Source organism: Clostridium lentum (genome assembly GCF_014287815.1).
Classification (GTDB): domain Bacteria; phylum Bacillota; class Clostridia; order Clostridiales; family Clostridiaceae; genus Clostridium; species Clostridium lentum.
The window spans coordinates 34,283-55,567 of record NZ_JACOOQ010000011.1; the positions used below are offsets into that span (position 1 = coordinate 34,283).

The window sequence follows — 21,285 nt, forward strand, 5'->3', positions numbered from 1 at the left end:
GGTAACATATGAGTAAAGTAACACAAATTAATCATCCTTTAATATTACACAAATTAGCATTTATTAGAAGTAAAAATACAGGTTCTAAGTATTTTAGAGAATTAGTAGAAGAAGTATCTATGTTAATGGCTTACGAAGCAACTAGAGATTTAAGTACAGAGGAAGTTGAAATTGAAACACCTATTTGTACAACAAAATGTCAGATGTTATCAGGTAAGAAATTAGCTGTAGTACCTATATTAAGAGCTGGTCTTGGAATGGTTGATGGTATATTAAACCTAGTGCCAGCAGCAAAAGTAGGTCACATAGGATTATATAGAGATGAAGAAACTCTTCAACCAGTAGAATATTTCTGTAAGCTTCCACAAGATATAGCAGAAAGAGATATTTTTGTAGTTGACCCAATGTTAGCTACAGGGGGGTCAGCAGCAGATGCCATAACTTTATTAAAGAAAAGGGGAGCAAAGAAAATTAGATTAATGTGCTTAATATCTTCTCCAAATGGAATTGAATTAGTGCAAGAGCAACACCCAGATGTAGATATCTATGTTGCTGCTATAGATGAAAAATTAAATGAAAAAGGATATATTGTACCAGGTCTTGGAGATGCTGGAGACAGACTATTTGGAACTAAATAATATAAAAAGCGAAGCTTAGGCTTCGTTTTTTTATATACAAGCATATAAAGATTTAACATTGTTACTTAAGTTGTAAAGAAAAAGAGTAAATAAAATTATTATGATTAATACTTAGTATAGAAAAAAATAATGTGCAGTAGTATAATTTAAAAAACAAAGGAGGATATAAGATGAAAAGACAAGAATATCTATCGTGGGATGACTATTTCATGGCTGTTGCACTTTTATCAGGAAAAAGAAGTAAAGATCCAAGTACTCAAGTTGGTGCATGCATAGTAAATGAAAATAATATAATAGAAAGTATAGGATATAATGGATTTCCTAAGGGATGTTCTGATGATGAATTTCCTTGGGAAAGAGAAGGCGATACGTTAAATACAAAATATGCATATGTAGTTCATGGTGAATTAAATGCAATATTAAACTGTAAAGGCAAAGATTTAACTGGATGTAGAATATATGTAGGATTATTTCCCTGTAATGAATGTGCAAAGGCAATAATACAATCAGGGATAAAGGAAGTAGTATATTTAAGTGATAAATATGCTGAAACAGATATAGTAAAGGCATCAAAAAGAATGTTAAATGCTGCAGGAGTTAAATTAACTCAATTAGAACCAGAACATTTTAAAATTGAATTATCATTAGATAAATCATTAATATAATTATATTTATGAATAATAGTATTATTTGAATTTGTAAAATAAATAGATTAAATTGATAGTTAAAATTTAGTCTATGTTATTTCAAAGGTTAAGTAGTACTATTTTTTTATATGTAGAAAAAGATGAAAGAATATCCTTCGAAATATAGAATTTTTAAAAAGCAACTATAAATATTATAAAATGCAAAAAGGTTAAAATATTTTTAAAATTGGTTGAATATGGAAAAAGAGAGATGTATAATTAAATTGTTAATTGTTTAACATTTATTACATTAAATTGTAAATTTTGGAGGGTAATTTTATGAGAGAAGTTGTAATAGCAAGTGCTGTAAGGACAGCTATAGGAACTTTTGGAGGATCACTAAAAGATATTCCAGCTGTAGACTTAGGAGCACTAGTAATTAAAGAAGCAGTAAATAGAGCTGGTATAAAGCCAGAGTTAGTTAATGAAGTTGTAATGGGGAATGTTATACAAGCAGGTTTAGGACAAAATGTTGCAAGACAATCTGCTGTAAAGGCTGGTCTTCCAATAGAAATTCCAGCAATGACTATAAATATGGTATGCGGATCAGGGCTTAGAAGTGTTGCTCTAGCAGCTCAAATGATTAAAGCTGGTGACTGTGATGTAGTAGTAGCAGGTGGTATGGAAAATATGTCCAGGGCACCATATGCATTAGAAACTACTAGATGGGGTCAAAGAATGGGAGATGGAAAAATCGTTGACACTATGATAAAAGATGCTTTAAGTGATGCATTTAACAATTATCACATGGGTGTAACTGCTGAGAATATAGTAAAGGAATGGGGATTAACTAGAGAAGAATTAGATGAATTCTCACTTAATTCACAATTAAAGGCTGAAAAGGCTATTAAAGAAGGAAAGTTTAAAGATGAAATAGTTCCAGTTATGGTCCCACAAAGAAAAGGAGAACCAAAAGTTTTTGATACAGATGAAGGACCAAGATTTGGCTCAACAATAGAAGGATTAGCTAGATTAAAACCATGTTTTATTAAGGATGGAAAGGTTACTGCAGGTAATTCATCAGGGATTAATGATGGCGCAGCTGCATTTGTAGTGATGAGTGCAGAAAAGGCAGAAGAACTTGGTGTTACTCCTTTAGCAACAATAGTATCTTACGGACATAAAGGACTAGATCCTGCAATAATGGGATATGGACCATTCCATGCAACGAAGGCAGTAATGCAAAGTGCAAATTTAACTGTAGAAGATATGGATCTTATTGAAGCAAATGAAGCTTTTGCAGCACAAAGTATTGCTGTTGCAAAAGATTTACACTTTGATATGTCAAAAGTAAATGTAAATGGAGGAGCTGTGGCATTAGGACATCCAGTTGGAGCATCTGGTGCAAGAATATTAGTAACTTTATTACACGAAATGCAAAGAAGAGATGCTAAGAAGGGATTGGCAACACTTTGTATAGGTGGTGGAATGGGAACTGCCATGATAGTTGAAAGAAGATAACACTCATAATTAATTATGTTTAGTAAAAAAATGAGAAGTATTCATAAGTGAATGCTTCTTGTTTTTTTGCTGAAACCAAGAAAAATAGAAGTATATAAGAAATATGTTGTGAGCAAAAGAAATTTTTATATAAATAAATTGTGAAATAAAATGAATAATTTCAATTTAAATTATTCATTTTATTTCTGCAATATAATATAAAATACCTTATAGAAATCCTTAAATAGCAGTAAATGATAAAAAAATACTTAAAAAATTAATAAAATACAAATATGAAAATGATATCATAATTAATATATTAAAATTAAAAGAGAGAAAATTCTGACAATTGCATAGGTGGGAATTTTCTTTCAAGTTTTATATAAAAAACGCTGAAAAATGTAGCTTGAGTAAGAAAAAAGAACTAAATTACTGATTTTTTTTATGTAAAATGAATAAATCATAAGAAATTGAAAAATATGAGGTTTTAATTAATTATTTAACGGGAATATAATACAAGAGTTACTGGAGGAGATTTATATGACTATAGAAATGAAGGCTCTTTTAAAGCTTGTTATAAAAGAGGACATATTATTTGGGTCAATTATTGCATTAATTATTTTCTTTATAAATCCTAAAGGTGCACTTATATTTTTATTAGGAATAATAATAGCTATGCTAAACTTTGTGATTAGAGGTATTATTCTTGACAAAAGTCTAAATGCAGGAAAAGGAAATGTATTTTCCGTAGTAAGTACATTTATTAGAATTTCAACAGTAATAATAATTGCATTAATTTTTGCAAATAATAAATATCATCTTCTTTTATATTTAGCAGGGTTTATAACACATTTTCCAATTATAATTTTTGGTTGGATTAAGAGCCAGAAAGGAAGTGATTAAATGGATGTTAGCGAAGCCATTTATACCTTTTACATCGGAGGTCTTGCTTTAGATATAAAACCAGAAGCAATAATTCAGTTAATAGTAATATTATTAGTTGGAGTATTAGCTTGGTGGTCAACAAAAGATTTAAAACGAAGACCAGAAGGTAAAAAACAAATTGTTGTAGAATATATTTACACATCATTAATGAATTTGGTAGATGCTAATATGGGAGAAAAATATAGGGATGTAATTCCTTTTATAGGAACTATAGCAGCATTTATCTTACCTATGAACCTTTTAGGACTTATAGGTATAGCTCCAACAACAAAGAATTATAGTGTAGCTCTTACTTTAGGATTAATTTCATTCTTTGCAATACAAGGATATGCAATTAAGAAAGTAGGACTAGGACATTATTTTTTAGGTTACGGAGAGCCAATGTTATTCATGTTGCCACTTAATATAATTGAGAGAATAATGCTTCCAGTTTCATTGTCTTTAAGATTATTTGGTAACATACTAGCAGCGTCATTTATCGTTGAGCTAGTGTATGAATCACTTGAAAAAGTTGCATGGATAGCTCAGATAGGGCTTCCAGTACCATTACATGCATATTTTGATGTATTTGATGGAACAATTCAAATGGTTATCTTTGTTATGTTAACAATGATAAATATGAAAGTCGTAGCAGAACATTAATTTTTAGGAGGTATTTAGTAATGAGCGATTTAGGAGTAAAAGCAATAGCAGCAGCAATAGCGGTATTAGTAGGTATAGGAGCAGGTATCGGAATAGGTATAGCAACAGGGAAAGCAGTTGAAGGTATAGCAAGACAGCCTGAAGCAAGTGGTAAAATTACAACAACTTTACTTATAGGTGCTGGGTTTGCAGAAGCAACAGCTATTTATGGATTATTAATTTCAATCTTATTAATTTTCGTATTCTAATAAAAACATAATTAGGTATTTAATAAATACTCCCAAAAAAGGAGGCGAATTTTTGTTATGGAAATAAACCTAGGGCTTATATTAGCAAGTTTGATTAACTTCTTTATTCTATTTGCAATACTTAAGCATTTCTTCTTTGGAAAAGTAAAGGCAATTATTGACGAAAGAGAAGAATACATAAATGAGCAGATGGATGATGCAGAAGAAGCTACTAACAAGGCTAGACTTCTTGCTATTGAAAATGAAAGAATATTAAAGCAAGCTAGAGAAGAAGGTAAAAAGATAACAGAAGAAAAGAAAAGAAAAGCAGAAGAGATTTATGATGAAATTGTGTTAGAAGCTAAAAATGAGGCTAATACAATCATCGAAAGAGCTAAAGTTGAAATCAATAGAGAAAGAGAAAAGGTTGAATATCAATTAAAGAAAGAAGCTATTGATTTAGCTTTAGAGTTATCTACTAAGGTTATTGAAAAAAATATTGATAAAGAAAAAAATAAAGAGCTTATTGATGAGTTTATTACTGAGGTAGGAAATTAAATATGTTTGAGTATTTAGACCGAAGATATGCCCTTGCCCTTTATGAAGTTGCAGAAGAAAAGGGAAAGGTGCAAGAGTATTTAAATGATTTAAGAGAAATTTGTGACCTTATAGATAATAATAAAGATTTTTACGAGGTAGTTAAGCATCCTCAAATAAGTACAAAGCAAAAAAAGAAAACTTTTATAAATATTTTTAAAGGTAATATTGATGAAGAGCTTTTATCATTTTTATTAATATTAATAGAAAAGGATAGAATACTATTCTTAAGAGAAAAGCTTAATGAAATGGAAAAAATCGACCTTGAAAGAAAGAATACTTATAGAGGAATAGTAAAGACTACAGAACCTTTAAGTGAAGAGCAGTATAATAATTTAATTACAAAGCTTGAAAAGAAATATAATAAGAAAATTATTTTACAACAAGTTATTGATTCAAGCATTCTAGGTGGAATATATGTAAGAGTTAATAATGAAGTAATGGATGGCACTGTAAAATTAAGATTAGAAGAATTAAAGAAATTAATGGTTAGTGCAGAATAGAGGTGATGGTATGAATATTAAACCAGAAGAAATTACATCAATTATAAAAAAAGAAATTCAAAGATATGGTGCACAGATTCAAACCATAGACTCTGGTACAATAATTCAGATCGGTGATGGTATAGCAAGAGTATACGGTTTGGATGATTGTATGCAAGGTGAACTTTTAGAGTTCCCTAATGGCGTATTTGGTATGGCATTAAATCTTGAACAAGATAATGTAGGATGTGTACTTCTTGGATCAGAAGAAGGAATAAAAGAAGGGGATATAGTAAAAAGAACTAATAAAATAGTTGAAGTCCCTGTTGGTGAAGGAATGCTTGGAAGAGTAGTTAATTCATTAGGTGAAGAAATAGATGGTAAAGGACCAATAATAACTAATGAAACTAGACCAATAGAAGTTCCAGCACCAAGTATAATCGATAGACAATCTGTTAAAGAACCATTACAAACAGGTATTAAGGCTATTGATTCAATGATTCCAATTGGAAAAGGTCAAAGAGAGTTAATAATAGGTGATAGACAGACTGGTAAGACAGCAATTGCTATCGATACTATATTAAATCAAAAGGGAAAAGATGTTATTTGCATATATGTTGCTATAGGGCAAAAACAATCAACAGTTGCTCATATTGTTAACACATTAGAAACTATGGGAGCTTTAGATTATTCAATAGTAGTAGCAGCCACTGCTTCTGAAAGTGCGCCACTACAATATTTAGCACCATATGCTGGATGTAGTATTGGAGAATACTTTATGCATCAAGGGAAAGATGTTCTTATAATATATGATGATTTATCTAAGCATGCAGTAGCATATAGAACAATGTCACTATTACTTAGAAGACCACCAGGAAGAGAAGCATATCCAGGAGATGTTTTCTATATTCATTCAAGATTATTAGAAAGAGCTGCAAGGCTTTCAGATGAATTAGGTGGAGGTTCATTAACTGCACTTCCAATAATAGAAACATTAGCTGGAGATGTTACAGCATATATTCCAACAAATGTTATTTCTATAACTGATGGACAGATATTCCTTGAAACTGGATTATTCTTAGCAGGTCAAAGACCAGCTGTTAATGCAGGTATTTCAGTATCAAGAGTTGGTGGTAATGCTCAAATAAAAGCAATGAAACAAGTTTCAGGTACTTTAAGATTAGAGCTTGCACAGTTTAGAGAATTAGAAGCTTTTACTCAATTTGGATCAGATTTAGATTCTGACTCAAAGAGAAGACTTGAAAAAGGTAAGAGAATTGTAGAAGTATTAAAACAAGATCAATACAATCCAATGGATGTAGAAAAAGAAATACTTATTCTTTATGCAGTAGTTAATGATTTCTTATCTGATATAGATGTTTCAGATATAAGAAAGTTTGAAGCTGAATTCTTAGAATATGCTGATACTCATTATAGAGATTTATTAAAAGAAATAGTAGAAGTGGGAGCATTGACTGATGAAATAAAAGTCAAAATTGAAAACTCTATTTTAGAATTTAAAAAAATATTTTTACAAAATGCATAGCTTTAAATAGCTATGCAATTCTTTAGGAGGTAGAACTGTGGGAGCAGCGGGACTTATAGAAATAAAAAGAAGATTAAAGTCTGTTGAAAGTACTAGAAAAATTACCAAAGCTATGGGACTTGTTGCCACTTCTAAACTAAGAAAAGTAAGAAATGAGCTTGCAAATAATGAAAAATACAACGAGCTATGCAAAGATATAGTTGATGTTGTAGTTTCAAATCTTCCAGAAGGATATGAATCAATATATTGCACAGAAAGAAAAGGCGATAAATTGTATATTGTATTAACTTCAGATACAGGGCTATGTGGAGGATATAATAATAATGTTATAGCATATCTTAAGGAAGTTTTAGATAATGAAAGTGGAACTGAAAAAATAGTACTAGTTGGAAGTAAAGGTTTATCATATATGAGCAAATATAGCTTGAATACTTTTAATGAATATGTATCTATTCCAGATATTCCAACTATATCAGAGATTAATAAAATATATAATGAAGCAATATATCTATATAAGCAAGGTGAGGTATCTGAGGTTAATATAGTATATACAAAATTTATATCGCCAATGAAACAAGAACCTATATTAATTAAGATGTTGCCTTTTGAAGTTAATAGTAGTAAAAAGGAAGACTACTTAATCGAACCAGATTTTGAAGAGGTTTTAAATAATTCAATTGATACTTATTTAAAGAGTCAATTACAAAATTGTATGCTTCATGCTAAAGCCAGTGAACAAAGTTCTAGAATGACAGCTATGGATGGAGCTACAGAAAATGCTAGTGATATAATCAATAATTTAAATATAAAATATAACAGAATAAGGCAATCAGTTATTACACAAGAAATTAGTGAAATAGTTGGTGGGGCTGAAGCTCAAAAGTAACAGGGAGGTAGACAAATGGCTGAAGAAAAAATAGGAAAAGTTGTTCAGGTTATAGGACCTGTAGTAGATATAAAATTTGATTCAGATTCATTGCCTAATATATATAATGAAATAAAAATAGATATGGGTGATCATGTTTTAGCTGTTGAAGTTGAACAGCATATGGGAGATGACATAGTTAGAACTATAGCCATGGAATCTACAGATGGATTAAAGAGAGGGGTTAAAGCTGTTGATACAGGTAAACCAATTTCTGTACCAGTAGGGAAAAATGTATTAGGAAGATTATTTAATGTATTAGGAAATCCAATTGATAATTGCGGTCCAGTAGAAAGTCAAGAGTATTATCCAATACATAGACCAGCTCCAAGTTTTAAGGAACAATCTTTAGAGCCAGAAATGTTCGAAACAGGTATCAAAGTTATAGATTTAATTGCTCCATATCAAAAAGGTGGAAAAATAGGGCTGTTTGGAGGAGCTGGTGTTGGTAAGACAGTATTAATCCAAGAGCTTATTAACAATATAGCCAAAGAACATGGTGGATTATCTGTATTCACTGGTGTTGGAGAAAGATCTAGAGAAGGTAATGATTTATATCATGAAATGATGGATTCAGGAGTTATCAATAAGACTGCTCTTGTATTTGGGCAAATGAATGAATCTCCAGGGGCTAGAATGAGAGTTTCTTTAACAGGACTTACAATGGCAGAATATTTTAGAGATCAAGGTCAAGACGTATTATTATTTATAGATAACATATTTAGATTTACACAAGCAGGTTCAGAAGTTTCTGCGCTTCTTGGAAGAATTCCATCAGCTGTTGGTTATCAACCAACATTAGCAACTGAAATGGGAGCACTTGAAGAAAGAATTACTTCAACTAAGGATGGATCAATTACATCTGTTCAAGCAGTATATGTACCGGCAGATGACTTAACAGACCCAGCTCCAGCTACAACATTTACTCACTTAGATGCTACTACAGTATTATCAAGATCTATATCTGAACTTGGTATATATCCAGCAGTTGATCCTCTTGAATCTTCTTCAAGAATATTAGATCCAAGAATTGTTGGAAAAGAGCATTATGAAGTAGCTATACAAGTAAAACATATCTTAGAAAGATATAAGGAACTTCAAGATATAATTGCTATATTAGGTATTGATGAATTATCTGATGAAGATAAGGCAATTGTTAATAGAGCAAGAAAAGTTCAAAGATTTTTATCACAACCATTTACAGTTGGTGAACAATTTACAGGTATGCCTGGTAAATATGTGTCTATAAAAGAAACTATAAGAGGATTTAAAGAAATATTAGAAGGAAAGCACGACGACTTACCTGAATCAGCATTCTTATTTGCAGGAACCATCGAAGATGTTATACAAAAAGCTAATAAGATGAAGTAGGAGATATAACTATGAGTAATACAATTAAATTAAATATTATAGCTCCAGGAAGAAGTCCAATTACTGAGGAAATTATTTCTTTAATTACAGAAAATTCATCAGGGCAAATAGAATTTATGAGAGGGCATGCACCTATTATAAGTAGTACTATACCTACCATTAGTAGAATTAAAACTGCTGATGGTGCAGAAAAGAAAATATTTACTGCTACAGGGATAGTAAGAGTTAAAGATAATATAATTGATTTTTGTGTTGATTCAATGAATTATAAAGAAGAAATAGATTTAAGACGAGCTGAAGAATCGAAAGAAAGAGCGGAAAAACGACTTAAACAAAAAGAAAATATTGATATCTTGAGAGCTGAAAAATCTTTAGCAAGAGCTATTGCAAGAATAACATTAGCCCAAGGTTAATAAAAAAGACTACCTAAAATATAAAATAGGTAGTCTTTTTTATTATTAAATCCTTGCTTTTTGTAGAATAGTAACAATTTTAGAGATTTTTTAATATATTATAATATATTAAATTTGTATAAAAAAATAATATATGGACAATAATTTTAGAGGAAGGGTGGGAGATAATATATGAAAAAAATCCTTATTATATTTCTTGGAATCTTTTCTCTATTAATTATTAATGGAAGATATTGTTTAGCAAAACAAGATGTAGATAGTTTTGCTGCCATTGAAAATGCAATGTCGCAAGAGTTTGACATAGTAGAAAATGGGGTAAAGTTTCAGTATTGTACTAATTTATCAGAAAATCAGGAAAACGAAAGAATAGAAAATTGCATAATGAATAAATATGGAGTAGATATAGTAGATAAGGGAAATAATATTAAAGCTGAGATTAAAAATGTTGAGATAGACATAAGTATATACAGTATAGATAATAAAACAAAGGTAGAAATAGTATTAATAAATAAGGATAGTTCTGTGAAAACAGAAAGTTTATTAGATATTGCAAAAGAAATAAGAAGCAATGAGTATATTGGCACAAGAATTTTTCAATTTATAAAATACAGAACAAAATATAGTGCTGAAAGTATTCCTAAAAGTATAATTGAAAATAGTAAACAAGATACCATAAGATCCTTAGAAATTAATAATGGAAGAGTAAGTAACATTGTTATGAATGATGATAAAAGTATTAATGTTGCACAAGTTAATTATAATTCAGGATCATATTTAATTATTGGTACTCCAACAATTTTCATAACATACTAACAATAAATATGGAGGATAATATGGAAAAGATTATAGTTAAAGGTGGGAAGAGGCTTCAAGGGGAAGTTGATATAAGCGTTGCTAAAAATTCAGTTTTACCTATAATAGTAGCAACAATACTAAATCCAACTCCAATAGTAATAAAAAATGTACCAATATTAGAAGATGTAACTGTATTAATAAATTTATTAAGAGAATTGGAATGTGAAGTAAATTTTTCACAGATAACAGGTGATTTAATTATAGATACATCTAATTTGAAAGAAGTGGATGCTAATAGTGAGCTTATAAGAAAAATGAGAGCATCCTTTTTAATTATGGGTCCAATGCTTTCAAGATTTGGCAGGTGTAAAATATCTATGCCAGGTGGATGTAATATAGGAAGTCGTCCAATAGATCTTCATCTAAAGGGATTTAAGTGCTTAGGAATAGATTCAGAGATTGGATATGGCTATGTAGAATCAAAAGTTAAAAAAATAGTAGGAAACAGAGTTTACTTAGATTTTCCGTCTGTAGGAGCTACAGAAAATATAATGATGAGTGCTGTTTTGGCAGAAGGAAAAACAATAATAGAAAATGCAGCAGAGGAACCAGAAATATGGGATTTAGCACGGTTTTTAAATAGCATGGGAGCTAGAATAACTGGTGCTGGATTTGGAAGAATTACAATAGAAGGTGTTAAAAGTTTAAGGAAGCCTGAACCGTTCACTCCTATTTTTGATAGAATTGAAGCAGGTACTTTTATGGTTGCTGCCGCTATAACTAATAGTAAGCTTACTATTAATGGAGTTAATGAACAGCATTTAATGCCTAATATAGAAAAGTTAAAAGAGTGTGGAGTGCATTGTATTGTGGAAGGAAATAGAATGATTGTTGATGGAACTGGTGAGAAAAAGCCTGTAGATATAAAGACAATGCCTTATCCAGGATTTCCTACAGATATGCAACCACAAATGATGGTTTTATTATCTATGACTCCAGGAGTAAGTGTTATTACTGAGACTGTATTTGAAAATAGGTTTATGCACGTTAGTGAATTGGGAAGAATGGGAGCAAATATCAAAATAGATGGTAAAGTTGCTATAGTTGAAGGTGTCAGCCAACTTACTGGATGTAATGTAAAAGCTACAGATTTAAGGGCTGGAGCAGCCATGATTTTGGCTGGACTTGTGGCTAATGGTCAGACGGAAATTGGCGAAGTTTATCATATAGATAGAGGATATACTAATATAGAAGAAAAATTCATTAAGCTTGGTGCTAACATTGAAAGAGTGACAATTCAATAATGGCTTTCTTAAACTAGGATTTATATCAAAATTAACAGTATTTAAGTTTGATATAAATCCTAGTTTATTTTTGCTGTAAATTAATAGGTAGTTATAGTACGTCTAGTATTTTCAACTACTTTAAAAAAGTATTATTTTTAATTTTTAATACATATATTTATTTAGAGTAGGAGGAATAAGGAGGGCAAACAAAACTTTTATGGCAAAACAATTGAAAGGTATATTATTTACTACTTTAGCTATTATAGTATTTATGATTGCTATGCCAATTTTTATTATGAAGCCTAAGGTAAGTGCTAAGATAAGTACCAATGATGTAGAAAAAATAACTGATACAAATGAAGTAGTGGAGGCTAGCGCAAAACAAAATAATAATATAATAATGAAAGGTAATGAAACCATTAGGGTATATATAACTGAAACAGGAGAAATTGAAGAAGTTAACTTAGAGGATTATATATGTGGTGTCGTTTCTAATGAGATGCCAGCTAATTTTGAAAAAGAAGCATTAAAAGCACAAGCTGTTACTGCTAGGACATATCTGGCCAGTAAAAAACTTAATAGATGTACCCTTCATGAAGGGATAGATATTTGCGATTCAACCCATTGTCAAGTATACACATCAAAAGAAAAGCGGTTGGAAAAATGGGATGCAGATTATGCAAATGAGTATTGGAATAAAATAAAGGAAGCAGTAGACGAGACAAGTGGACAAGTTTTAAGTTATGAAGGGGAACTTGTATTATATCCACAGTTCTTTTCCACAAGTTCAGGGCAAACTGAAAACTCAGAAGATGTATATTTAGGAGAAATACCATATTTAAGGTCTGTTGCAAGTACAGGAGAGGAATCAGCACCTAAATATACCAGTGATAAGACCTTGAAGATAAGTGATTTTGTCTATTTATTAAATTCAAATTTCACTAATTTAAATGTAACAGTAGAAAATATTAAAAATAATTTTAACATAAAGTCAAGCAGTGCAGCAGGCGGAGTAATAAAGCTAAATATCAATAATGTAGAAATAAGAGGTGTAGATTTTAGAAAAGCTTTGTCATTAAACTCAACTAATTTCACTTACGAATTCAATGGTGATTATATAACCTTTCATTGTAAAGGGTATGGGCACGGAGTAGGTATGAGTCAATGGGGAGCAAATGCAATGGCTAAGAATGGAAGCAATTATGAGGAAATACTTAAGCATTATTATACTGGTGTTGAAATAACAAACTTAGAATTAACAGAATAGTGATAATGTATAAAAGGGTCTTTTGAGATATTTCAAAGGACCCTTTTGTCATATTAAAGGGAAATTTGTTATACGGAAATGTTGTCTAAATTGAATTAATTCAATGAAAACGGTAAGACTACAAAAAGGAGGTGTTGATATGAACAGTAACAACAGTGATAAAGTTAAAAACTTTTTTAGAAAGGAGGGTTTTTACTTTGTTTTATTTATTTGCTTGTGTGTTATAGCAACTGTTGCTGTATTTACCATAAATAGAAATAGTACAGCAAATAAGAATAATAGTGCTGAAAAGAATTTAAGTTTAAATGTTGAGGAGAATACTTCATTAGAACCATCAGAAAGTGCAAATAATGAAAAGATTCAAAATGCAGAGAGAGCTGAAAGCAATTCAAGCAATGTTACTAATAATGAAGTAGCAGAGTCTGTAAATGAAGAAGAGACTTCAACTGTTTCAGAAGCTGATAGTGAAGTTGCAGATATAGCTGAATCAGGAGATGCGGCAGTGATGTCTGGAAGTGAAAATGGAATTGTTTTTTCATTACCCTTAGAAGCAACTGTAAGTAGAACTTTTGGTGAAATGATTGAAGTGAAAAAGACTGATGAAGAACAAATAATAATGACTAGAAGAGGTGTAGATTTACAAGCACCTATTGGAAGTGTTGTTAAGTGTGCTGCAGAAGGTCAAGTTAAAGAAGTGGGAAGCAATAGTGAAGATGGTAATTATATAGTTGTTGCACATGCAAATGGATTAAAAACAAAATATGCTAACTTGGATCCTGAAGTATATGTCTCAGAAGGAGATATGGTAACTGAAGGACAAGAACTTGGAATAATAGGAAATAGTTCTTTAGTATTCACATCTGATATATGCGGTGATGTTTTAAATCTTCAAGTTGAAGATTCTAACGGAAAGTCAGTAGATCCATCAAGTTATTTTAATTTTTAAATGTAAATTTTCATAAATCTTCACTGGCCATTAGTTTGGCTAGTGAAGGTATGATTGTTTTATTAAAAAAGGAGGTAGTAATTTGAAAGATTATATAGAAGAAAGAGTATTAGAAGTAGCTAAGTATATATTAGATTCAAAGGCTACAATTAGAAAGACCGCAAAGGTGTTTGGAGTAAGCAAGAGTACAATTCATAAGGATATGACAGAGAGACTTCCTAAGATTAATCCAGCTATAGCAGAACAGACACATTCTGTATTGGAACTTAATAAATCAGAACGACACATAAGAGGTGGAAAAGCTACCAAAATGAAGTATAAAGCTATTGAATGATAACTTTATTATATATATAATGGTGTATAAAGGTAATTTTTGTTGAAAAATGATTATTTTTAAATTGTTATGTATATAATAGGAGTGAAATTTAATGTGGTTTTGGAGAAAAAGTGCAGACTTAGGAATTGATTTAGGTACTGCAACGGTATTGGTTTATGTGAAAGGTAAGGGTGTAATATTAAAAGAACCTTCAGTGGTTGCTATTAATAAAGTTAATAATAAGATTTTAGCAGTAGGTGAAGAAGCTCGTAATATGATAGGAAGAACACCAGGAAATATTGTAGCGGTAAGACCTTTAAAAGATGGTGTTATATCTGATTATGACATAACTGAAAAAATGCTAAAGGAATTCATAAAAAAAGCATGTGGGGGTAAGAAAATTATAGCTCCTAAAGTAATGGTATGTATACCTTCACAAGCTACAGAAGTTGAAAAGAGAGCAGTAATTGATGCTACTAAAAATTCAGGTGCTAAGGAAGTGCATTTAATAGAAGAACCATTATCTGCAGCTATTGGAGCTGGCATAGATATAACCAAGCCTGATGGTAATATGATAGTAGATATAGGTGGTGGAACTACCGATATAGCTGTTATTTCTCTAGGTGGAGTTGTAATAAGAAAATCAATTAAATCAGCTGGTGATAGATTTGATGAGGCTATAGTAAAATATGTTAGATTAAAGCATAGAATCATGATAGGTGAAAAAACTGCTGAAGATCTAAAGATTAATATAGGTTGTGCATATAAAGATGCAAGAGAAAGTTCTTATATAATGAAGGGAAGAAACCTAGTAACTGGATTGCCTGATCAAGTGGAAATTACATCTGAAGAAATAAGAGAAGCACTTGAAGAACCTGTTGGCCTAATAGTGGACGGGGTTAAATCTATATTAGAAAAAACTCCACCAGAATTAGCGTCAGATATAATTGAAAAAGGAATAATAATGACTGGCGGAGGTTCATTATTATATGGATTAGATAAACTTATCGAAGTTAACACTGGATTAAATGTAAAAATAGCTGAAAATTCAGTGGAAGCAGTAGTAGAAGGAACAGGTCAAGTTTTAAATTATATTAATAAATTACAATTTGATGATAGTGGAAATGAAATATCTTTAATTGAGTAGTACAAAAGCTAGGCTAAACCTAGCTTTTCTTTTGATATATAGTAAATATTTATTTGGAATAAGATTGGATTAATCCATTTGATATTACTTTAGCCATTTCAAATATTAAGTTTAAACGTATACTCCTGGAAGTGAAAAATTCTGAATTATCACTAGAATCTATAATTCCAATAATGGATACATCGCCAACATCAGGTAACATTTTGCCAACACCTTTTCCAGGGTGAATGGGAAAGTCACGCACATGAATTTCTCCAATGGAATTAGCATCACCTAAACAAGCATCTATACCAATAATTGTTGAATAGGGATATATTCTTTTAATTTCATAGATGCTTTTCTCAAGATTAAGTGCGTGTATAGGATCGGCTAAAGTACCATATATAGGAATAGGAAAACTATTTTCCTTAAGTAATGTGCCAACAAGAGGGCCAAGACAATCTCCAATACATTTATCGGTACCAATACAAACAATAATGGTTTGTGGTTTAATATATTTTTTTAAAAATTCAGCAATTTTCATGGAGGCTGAATTTGAATTATAATTTATTTTAAGTTTTTGCAAAAGAATCCCCCCTCTCACAATAAATATATATGAATATTTTTTACTTAATATAATTCAATAACATAAATAACTTTTTAGCATTATCTGATAATTAAAATAAAAATAGATATAGAAGTTTAGGGAGTAAAAATGAGTAAAAAAGAGAAAAATAGAATAAAAACTTCGATAAATAGCTATAAATTACTTAAATGACGAAATATGAAGTTGCAATATGTAATAAAAACATATATACTAATCATTGTCAGTTTAGCAAGTAGTTGCCGAAAGACAAAGTGTTAATAAAGAAATTTATTAAATGGGGGAGTTCCCGAGAGGCCAAAGGGGGCAGACTGTAAATCTGTTACGTTTCGTTTCGATGGTTCGAATCCGTCCTCCCCCACCATTTAAATTTAGTTTAATATATGCTGGCATGGCTCAACGGTAGAGCAGCTGACTTGTAATCAGCAGGTTGTAGGTTCGATTCCTATTGCCAGCTCCATAAATGGGGGAGTTCCCGAGAGGCCAAAGGGGGCAGACTGTAAATCTGTTACGTTTCGTTTCGATGGTTCGAATCCGTCCTCCCCCACCATTTATAATTTAATTTAGAATAATATGGAAGCATAGCTCAGCTGGGAGAGCATCTGCCTTACAAGCAGAGGGTCACAGGTTCGATCCCTGTTGTTTCCACCATTTAAAAATATAATATACGCTGGCATGGCTCAACGGTAGAGCAGCTGACTTGTAATCAGCAGGTTGTAGGTTCGATTCCTATTGCCAGCTCCACAAATGGGGGAGTTCCCGAGAGGCCAAAGGGGGCAGACTGTAAATCTGTTACGTTTCGTTTCGATGGTTCGAATCCGTCCTCCCCCACCATTTATAATTTAATTTAGAATAATATGGAAGCATAGCTCAGCTGGGAGAGCATCTGCCTTACAAGCAGAGGGTCACAGGTTCGATCCCTGTTGTTTCCACCATTTAAAAATATAATATACGCTGGCATGGCTCAACGGTAGAGCAGCTGACTTGTAATCAGCAGGTTGTAGGTTCGATTCCTATTGCCAGCTCCACAAATGGAGGAGTTCCCGAGAGGCCAAAGGGGGCAGACTGTAAATCTGTTACGTTTCGTTTCGATGGTTCGAATCCGTCCTCCTCCACCATGACTTGACACCAATTTTGATACAATGAATATTAAAATTGGTGTTTATTTTCTTTGAAATAGATATTGACATAATTTGGGGATAATGTTATAATTGATTGAAAATTAAACATGATATTAATTCTTATCAAGAGAGGTGGAGGGAAAGGGCCCTGTGAAACCCGGCAACCTATTTAGGAGTGAAGAATGGAGAATTAAAAATGAAAAATTATAGTAATTTTACATTTTAAATTTTGTACTTTACATTTTTAGGTGTGGTGCCAATTCCTGCAAGAAATTTTGCAAGATAAGAAAAGACCTTATGAATATAGGCTCTTCTTATTGAAGAGTTTTTTTTATTGTTTTTAATTGCTTAGAATTAATATCATGCCTAGAAGAGAGGAGCTAAGCATAATGAGAAAATTATTTACATCAGAATCAGTTACAGAAGGGCATCCAGATAAGATTTGTGATCAAATATCAGATGCAGTATTAGACAACATATTAGCAAAGGATCCAAATGCAAGAGTTGCTTGTGAAACAACAGTAACTACAGGAATGGTACTAGTTATGGGGGAAATTTCAACTAACTGTTATGTTGATATTCCTAAAGTAGTTAGAGATACTATAAAAGAAATTGGATATGATAGAGCAAAATATGGATTCGACTGCGATACTTGTTCAGTATTATCATCAATAGATGAACAATCTAGTGATATAGCTATGGGAGTTGATGAAGCTCTTGAAGCGAAACAAGGAAATAAAGATGATGTTGAAGCAGTTGGTGCTGGAGATCAAGGAATGATGTTTGGTTATGCAACTAATGAAACAGAAGAATTTATGCCATTACCAATAATAACTGCCCATAAGTTAGCTAGAAGACTTACAGAAGTAAGAAAGAATGGTACATTAAGCTATTTAAGACCTGATGGAAAGACTCAAGTAACTGTTGAATATGATGGAAATAATGTTGTAAGAATAGATACAGTAGTAATATCAACACAACATGATGAAAAAGTTTCACAAGAACAAATAAGAAGAGATTTAATGGAGCATGTAATAAAGTCTGTTATTCCAGCAGAATTATTAGATGAAGAAACAAAATATTTCATTAATCCAACAGGAAGATTCGTTGTTGGTGGACCACAAGGTGATAGTGGATTAACAGGTAGAAAGATTATAGTAGATACTTATGGAGGAAGTGGAAGACACGGTGGTGGTGCTTTCTCAGGAAAAGATCCAACTAAAGTAGATAGATCAGCTGCATATGCTGCAAGGTGGGTTGCCAAGAATTTAGTAGCAGCAGGAGTTGCAGATAAAATAGAAATACAATTAGCTTATGCAATAGGTGTAGCTAAGCCAGTATCTATATCAGTAGAAACTTTTGGAACAGGTAAAATAAATGATGATGAAATTGTATCAATAGTAGAAAAGGTATTTGATTTAAGACCAGGTGCAATTATCAGAGATTTAGGATTAAGAAGACCTATCTATAAGCAAACAGCTGCTTATGGACATTTTGGAAGACATGATTTAAATCTTCCATGGGAACAATTAAATAAAGTTGGAGAAATCAAAAGATTTCTTTAATTAGTACAAGGGTGGGGTGTGTTTTTCATAATCCACCTTTTCTTGTTATTATGATATAATAATATAATTACAAGAGAGAACTTTGGAAGGGTTGGAAATATAGATGGAATCACTAGTATTAGAAGGTTCAGTGGAAGCTATTATATTTAAAAGTGAAGATACAGGATATACTGTTGCGAAGATTACAGCTAATAAAGAACTAATAACAATTGTAGGTGTAATGCCTCTACTACAAGAAGGGCAACAAATTGAAGTTAAAGGGACGTTTATTCAGCATAAGCAATTTGGAAGACAGTTTAGTATAGAAGAATATAAAGAAAAATTACCTTCATCATCAAAAGAAATAGAGAAGTATTTAAGTACAGGGATTATACATGGAATAGGACCAGTAACAGCTAAAAAAATAGTAAAGGCATTTGGTAAGGATACTTTACATATTCTTGATAATAATATTGAGAGATTAAAAGAAATTGAAGGAATTGGTGAAAAGAAATTTAACATAATATATGAGTCTTATATTGAAACAAAGGATTTAAAAGATATAATGATATTTTTTCAAAAACATGGAATTACGGTAAACCAATGCTTAAAGATATATAAAAAGTTTGGGGCAGATTCAATAAATAAAGTATCAATCAATCCATATATATTAAATGATGAAATATCAGGTATTGGATTTTTGACAGCTGATAAAATTGCTAAGGAATTTGGTGTTGAAGATACATCTTCCTTTAGAATACAAAGTGGTATAAGATATGTTTTAAATAACTTTTCTGCCATGGGAAATACATATATGCCAAAGGATAAGCTAATTCAAGAATGTCAGAAGGTATTGGCTGTAAGTAAAGAAATTATTGAAGAAAATATATATAACTGCGTCCTTGAAGAAAAGTTGAAGATTGAAAAAATTAAAGATATAGAAGCTGTATATTCTCTACCATATTATTATTGTGAATTGGGAGTAACGAATAAAATAATAACTTTATGTATAGAAAATTTCCAGACCATAAATACTGATGTAGAATTTGAAGTTAGTACATTTGAAAAGAAAAATAACATTAAATTTGCTCCATCACAAAAGAAAGCCATACTGGGAGCTTTTGAAAATGGTATAGAAATAATAACAGGTGGACCTGGAACAGGTAAAACCACTATAATAAAATGTATAATTGAAATATATGAAAATAGTGGTATGAAGGTTCTTTTAGCAGCACCTACAGGAAGAGCTGCTAAAAGAATGAGTGAGTCTACAGAAAGAGAAGCAAAAACAATTCATAGGCTTTTAGAGATGGGAGTAAGTGATGAGGAAAACTCTTTTTTTTGTAAAGGGGAAAGTGAGCCTTTAGAAGCAGATGTGATTATTATAGATGAAGCATCGATGATAGATATAATGCTGATGAATAGTCTTTTAAAAGCTATAAAGTTAGGAACAAGGGTAATAATAGTGGGGGATGTGGATCAGTTGCCATCTGTAGGACCAGGAAATGTTCTTAGGGATTTAATCAACAGTAAGTTTATCAATGTTGTAAGATTAAAGGAAATATTTAGGCAAGGAAAAGAAAGTATGATAATAGTCAATGCCCATAAGATTAATAATGGAGAAATGCCCTATTTAAATAAAAAAGGAGGTGATTTTTTCTTTGATGCTAGAGATGAAGTTGAAAATATTTTAAGTACTGTCCTTGATTTAGTAAATAGAAGGCTTCCATCATTTAATACAAAGTGGAGCAAAATTTGGGATATACAAGTTTTATCTCCTACAAGAAAAGGTATTTTAGGTGTTGATAATTTGAATAATGAAATACAAGCAATATTAAATCCAAGTTGCAAAGATAAGAAGGAAAAGCAGGTAAGAGATATAGTTTTCAGAGAAGGCGACAAGGTTATGCAAATAAAGAATAATTACTCTCTTGAATGGCATAGAATTGGTGGAGATGGTGAAAATAAAGGTGTAGGTGTTTTCAATGGAGATATGGGATATATTGAAACCATAGATGAAGAAAGAAAGGTTTTAAGTGTAGTCTTTGATGATGAAAGAAGAGTTGTATATGAATTTATGTTTTTAGATGAATTAGAATTAGCATATGCAATTACTATACATAAGAGCCAAGGAAGTGAATTTAAAGTTGTAGTTATGCCAACATTTATGGGGTCAGCATTTTTGATGAATAGGAATATACTGTATACTGGTATAACAAGAGCAAAAGAGTTAGTGGTTGTTGTTGGAAATCAAAAATCTCTTCAATATATGGTTAATAATACTAATAATATGAAGAGATATTCTTCATTGAAAGAAAGAATAATGGATATAACGATAGATAAGAATATGATTGAGTAGGTTAGAAAA

The 21,285-nt window shown here is 31.2% G+C and carries 21 protein-coding genes, 9 tRNA genes and 1 riboswitch; of the genes, 29 read left to right on the forward strand and 1 reads right to left on the reverse strand.

The window, feature by feature from the left end:
- Positions 1–8: 8 nt before the first annotated feature.
- From upp to mreB, 18 genes are all read left to right on the forward strand, one after another.
- A complete protein-coding gene (upp, locus tag H8R92_RS07615; protein ID WP_022211318.1) occupies positions 9–638 on the forward strand; it encodes a uracil phosphoribosyltransferase in 630 nt (209 codons plus the stop codon).
- Positions 639–808: 170 nt separating this feature from the next.
- A complete protein-coding gene (locus tag H8R92_RS07620) occupies positions 809–1,303 on the forward strand; it encodes a deoxycytidylate deaminase (RefSeq protein ID WP_022211317.1) in 495 nt (164 codons plus the stop codon).
- A gap of 300 nt (positions 1,304–1,603) precedes the next feature.
- Positions 1,604–2,785: an acetyl-CoA C-acetyltransferase gene (locus tag H8R92_RS07625; protein ID WP_022211316.1), complete on the forward strand. Its 1,182-nt coding sequence runs from the start codon at positions 1,604–1,606 to the stop codon at positions 2,783–2,785.
- A 519-nt stretch (positions 2,786–3,304) separates the two neighbouring features.
- Complete coding sequence (locus H8R92_RS07630) at positions 3,305–3,667, forward strand: ATP synthase subunit I (RefSeq protein ID WP_022167330.1); 363 nt, start codon at positions 3,305–3,307, stop codon at positions 3,665–3,667.
- Positions 3,668–4,351, forward strand: coding sequence for a F0F1 ATP synthase subunit A (locus H8R92_RS07635; RefSeq protein WP_022167331.1), 684 nt, complete (start codon positions 3,668–3,670; stop codon positions 4,349–4,351).
- 20 nt (positions 4,352–4,371) lie between these two features.
- Complete coding sequence (gene atpE / locus H8R92_RS07640; protein ID WP_022167332.1) at positions 4,372–4,599, forward strand: ATP synthase F0 subunit C; 228 nt, start codon at positions 4,372–4,374, stop codon at positions 4,597–4,599.
- A 57-nt stretch (positions 4,600–4,656) separates the two neighbouring features.
- Entirely contained in the window at positions 4,657–5,136 is a 480-nt protein-coding gene (locus H8R92_RS07645) for a F0F1 ATP synthase subunit B (protein ID WP_022167333.1), read from the forward strand.
- Between the two features lie 2 nt (positions 5,137–5,138).
- Positions 5,139–5,678, forward strand: coding sequence for a F0F1 ATP synthase subunit delta (locus H8R92_RS07650; protein ID WP_022167334.1), 540 nt, complete (start codon positions 5,139–5,141; stop codon positions 5,676–5,678).
- A 10-nt stretch (positions 5,679–5,688) separates the two neighbouring features.
- The gene (gene atpA / locus H8R92_RS07655) at positions 5,689–7,203 is read left to right on the forward strand and encodes a F0F1 ATP synthase subunit alpha (RefSeq protein WP_022211315.1); all 1,515 of its coding nucleotides are present in this window, start codon (positions 5,689–5,691) and stop codon (positions 7,201–7,203) included.
- Between the two features lie 37 nt (positions 7,204–7,240).
- Positions 7,241–8,089 carry an ATP synthase F1 subunit gamma gene (atpG, locus tag H8R92_RS07660; protein ID WP_186835130.1) on the forward strand — a complete coding sequence of 283 codons (849 nt, stop codon included), beginning with the start codon at positions 7,241–7,243 and terminating at the stop codon, positions 8,087–8,089.
- A 15-nt stretch (positions 8,090–8,104) separates the two neighbouring features.
- A complete protein-coding gene (gene atpD / locus H8R92_RS07665) occupies positions 8,105–9,499 on the forward strand; it encodes a F0F1 ATP synthase subunit beta (protein ID WP_022211313.1) in 1,395 nt (464 codons plus the stop codon).
- A gap of 11 nt (positions 9,500–9,510) precedes the next feature.
- On the forward strand, positions 9,511–9,912 hold the full coding sequence (locus H8R92_RS07670) for an ATP synthase delta/epsilon chain alpha-helix domain-containing protein (RefSeq protein ID WP_022211312.1): 402 nt from the start codon (positions 9,511–9,513) through the stop codon (positions 9,910–9,912).
- A gap of 171 nt (positions 9,913–10,083) precedes the next feature.
- Complete coding sequence (locus tag H8R92_RS07675; protein WP_022211311.1) at positions 10,084–10,725, forward strand: hypothetical protein; 642 nt, start codon at positions 10,084–10,086, stop codon at positions 10,723–10,725.
- A gap of 20 nt (positions 10,726–10,745) precedes the next feature.
- The gene (gene murA / locus H8R92_RS07680; RefSeq protein ID WP_022211310.1) at positions 10,746–12,011 is read left to right on the forward strand and encodes a UDP-N-acetylglucosamine 1-carboxyvinyltransferase; all 1,266 of its coding nucleotides are present in this window, start codon (positions 10,746–10,748) and stop codon (positions 12,009–12,011) included.
- A gap of 199 nt (positions 12,012–12,210) precedes the next feature.
- Positions 12,211–13,260, forward strand: a complete 1,050-nt coding sequence (gene spoIID / locus H8R92_RS07685; RefSeq protein WP_022211309.1) for a stage II sporulation protein D — start codon at positions 12,211–12,213, stop codon at positions 13,258–13,260.
- A 139-nt stretch (positions 13,261–13,399) separates the two neighbouring features.
- Positions 13,400–14,206 (forward strand): M23 family metallopeptidase, encoded by an 807-nt coding sequence (locus H8R92_RS07690; protein ID WP_022211308.1) that lies wholly within the window; start codon positions 13,400–13,402, stop codon positions 14,204–14,206.
- A gap of 82 nt (positions 14,207–14,288) precedes the next feature.
- Entirely contained in the window at positions 14,289–14,540 is a 252-nt protein-coding gene (gene spoIIID, locus H8R92_RS07695; protein ID WP_022167343.1) for a sporulation transcriptional regulator SpoIIID, read from the forward strand.
- Positions 14,541–14,634: 94 nt separating this feature from the next.
- Entirely contained in the window at positions 14,635–15,669 is a 1,035-nt protein-coding gene (gene mreB, locus H8R92_RS07700; RefSeq protein WP_022211307.1) for a rod shape-determining protein MreB, read from the forward strand.
- A 49-nt stretch (positions 15,670–15,718) separates the two neighbouring features.
- On the opposite strand, the gene yyaC is transcribed toward mreB, so the two are convergent.
- Positions 15,719–16,234 (reverse strand): spore protease YyaC, encoded by a 516-nt coding sequence (gene yyaC, locus H8R92_RS07705; protein WP_022211306.1) that lies wholly within the window; start codon positions 16,232–16,234, stop codon positions 15,719–15,721.
- Between the two features lie 297 nt (positions 16,235–16,531).
- On the opposite strand from yyaC, the gene H8R92_RS07710 reads away from it, so the two are divergent.
- The 11 genes from H8R92_RS07710 (at position 16,532) to recD2 (ending at position 21,276) form a co-directional block, all read left to right on the forward strand.
- Positions 16,532–16,616, forward strand: a tRNA-Tyr gene (locus H8R92_RS07710).
- 21 nt (positions 16,617–16,637) lie between these two features.
- A tRNA-Thr gene (locus H8R92_RS07715) sits at positions 16,638–16,712 on the forward strand.
- Between the two features lie 5 nt (positions 16,713–16,717).
- Positions 16,718–16,802 (forward strand) — tRNA-Tyr (locus H8R92_RS07720).
- A gap of 25 nt (positions 16,803–16,827) precedes the next feature.
- Positions 16,828–16,903 (forward strand) — tRNA-Val (locus tag H8R92_RS07725).
- An 18-nt stretch (positions 16,904–16,921) separates the two neighbouring features.
- Positions 16,922–16,996, forward strand: a tRNA-Thr gene (locus H8R92_RS07730).
- Positions 16,997–17,001: 5 nt separating this feature from the next.
- Positions 17,002–17,086 (forward strand) — tRNA-Tyr (locus H8R92_RS07735).
- Positions 17,087–17,111: 25 nt separating this feature from the next.
- Positions 17,112–17,187: transfer RNA gene (locus tag H8R92_RS07740), tRNA-Val, on the forward strand.
- A gap of 18 nt (positions 17,188–17,205) precedes the next feature.
- Positions 17,206–17,280, forward strand: a tRNA-Thr gene (locus H8R92_RS07745).
- Positions 17,281–17,285: 5 nt separating this feature from the next.
- Positions 17,286–17,370 (forward strand) — tRNA-Tyr (locus H8R92_RS07750).
- A gap of 120 nt (positions 17,371–17,490) precedes the next feature.
- Positions 17,491–17,662, forward strand: a riboswitch (SAM riboswitch).
- 100 nt (positions 17,663–17,762) lie between these two features.
- Positions 17,763–18,938, forward strand: coding sequence for a methionine adenosyltransferase (gene metK / locus H8R92_RS07755; RefSeq protein ID WP_022211854.1), 1,176 nt, complete (start codon positions 17,763–17,765; stop codon positions 18,936–18,938).
- Between the two features lie 103 nt (positions 18,939–19,041).
- Positions 19,042–21,276 carry an SF1B family DNA helicase RecD2 gene (recD2, locus tag H8R92_RS07760; RefSeq protein WP_022211853.1) on the forward strand — a complete coding sequence of 745 codons (2,235 nt, stop codon included), beginning with the start codon at positions 19,042–19,044 and terminating at the stop codon, positions 21,274–21,276.
- Positions 21,277–21,285: the final 9 nt, after the last annotated feature.

Excerpts from the sequence above, each read along its gene's own strand:
- H8R92_RS07690 (WP_022211308.1), top strand. The coding sequence starts at position 13,400 with ATGAACAGTAACAACAGTGATAAAGTTAAAAACTTTTTTAGAAAGGAG.
- H8R92_RS07630 (WP_022167330.1), top strand. The coding sequence starts at position 3,305 with ATGACTATAGAAATGAAGGCTCTTTTAAAGCTTGTTATAAAAGAGGAC.
- H8R92_RS07620 (WP_022211317.1), top strand. The coding sequence starts at position 809 with ATGAAAAGACAAGAATATCTATCGTGGGATGACTATTTCATGGCTGTT.
- H8R92_RS07650 (WP_022167334.1), top strand. The coding sequence starts at position 5,139 with ATGTTTGAGTATTTAGACCGAAGATATGCCCTTGCCCTTTATGAAGTT.
- murA (WP_022211310.1), top strand. The coding sequence starts at position 10,746 with ATGGAAAAGATTATAGTTAAAGGTGGGAAGAGGCTTCAAGGGGAAGTT.
- H8R92_RS07625 (WP_022211316.1), top strand. The coding sequence starts at position 1,604 with ATGAGAGAAGTTGTAATAGCAAGTGCTGTAAGGACAGCTATAGGAACT.
- mreB (WP_022211307.1), top strand. The coding sequence starts at position 14,635 with ATGTGGTTTTGGAGAAAAAGTGCAGACTTAGGAATTGATTTAGGTACT.
- recD2 (WP_022211853.1), top strand. The coding sequence starts at position 19,042 with ATGGAATCACTAGTATTAGAAGGTTCAGTGGAAGCTATTATATTTAAA.
- H8R92_RS07635 (WP_022167331.1), top strand. The coding sequence starts at position 3,668 with ATGGATGTTAGCGAAGCCATTTATACCTTTTACATCGGAGGTCTTGCT.
- atpE (WP_022167332.1), top strand. The coding sequence starts at position 4,372 with ATGAGCGATTTAGGAGTAAAAGCAATAGCAGCAGCAATAGCGGTATTA.
- atpA (WP_022211315.1), top strand. The coding sequence starts at position 5,689 with ATGAATATTAAACCAGAAGAAATTACATCAATTATAAAAAAAGAAATT.
- spoIID (WP_022211309.1), top strand. The coding sequence starts at position 12,211 with ATGGCAAAACAATTGAAAGGTATATTATTTACTACTTTAGCTATTATA.
- H8R92_RS07670 (WP_022211312.1), top strand. The coding sequence starts at position 9,511 with ATGAGTAATACAATTAAATTAAATATTATAGCTCCAGGAAGAAGTCCA.
- H8R92_RS07645 (WP_022167333.1), top strand. The coding sequence starts at position 4,657 with ATGGAAATAAACCTAGGGCTTATATTAGCAAGTTTGATTAACTTCTTT.
- metK (WP_022211854.1), top strand. The coding sequence starts at position 17,763 with ATGAGAAAATTATTTACATCAGAATCAGTTACAGAAGGGCATCCAGAT.
- upp (WP_022211318.1), top strand. The coding sequence starts at position 9 with ATGAGTAAAGTAACACAAATTAATCATCCTTTAATATTACACAAATTA.
- atpD (WP_022211313.1), top strand. The coding sequence starts at position 8,105 with ATGGCTGAAGAAAAAATAGGAAAAGTTGTTCAGGTTATAGGACCTGTA.
- H8R92_RS07675 (WP_022211311.1), top strand. The coding sequence starts at position 10,084 with ATGAAAAAAATCCTTATTATATTTCTTGGAATCTTTTCTCTATTAATT.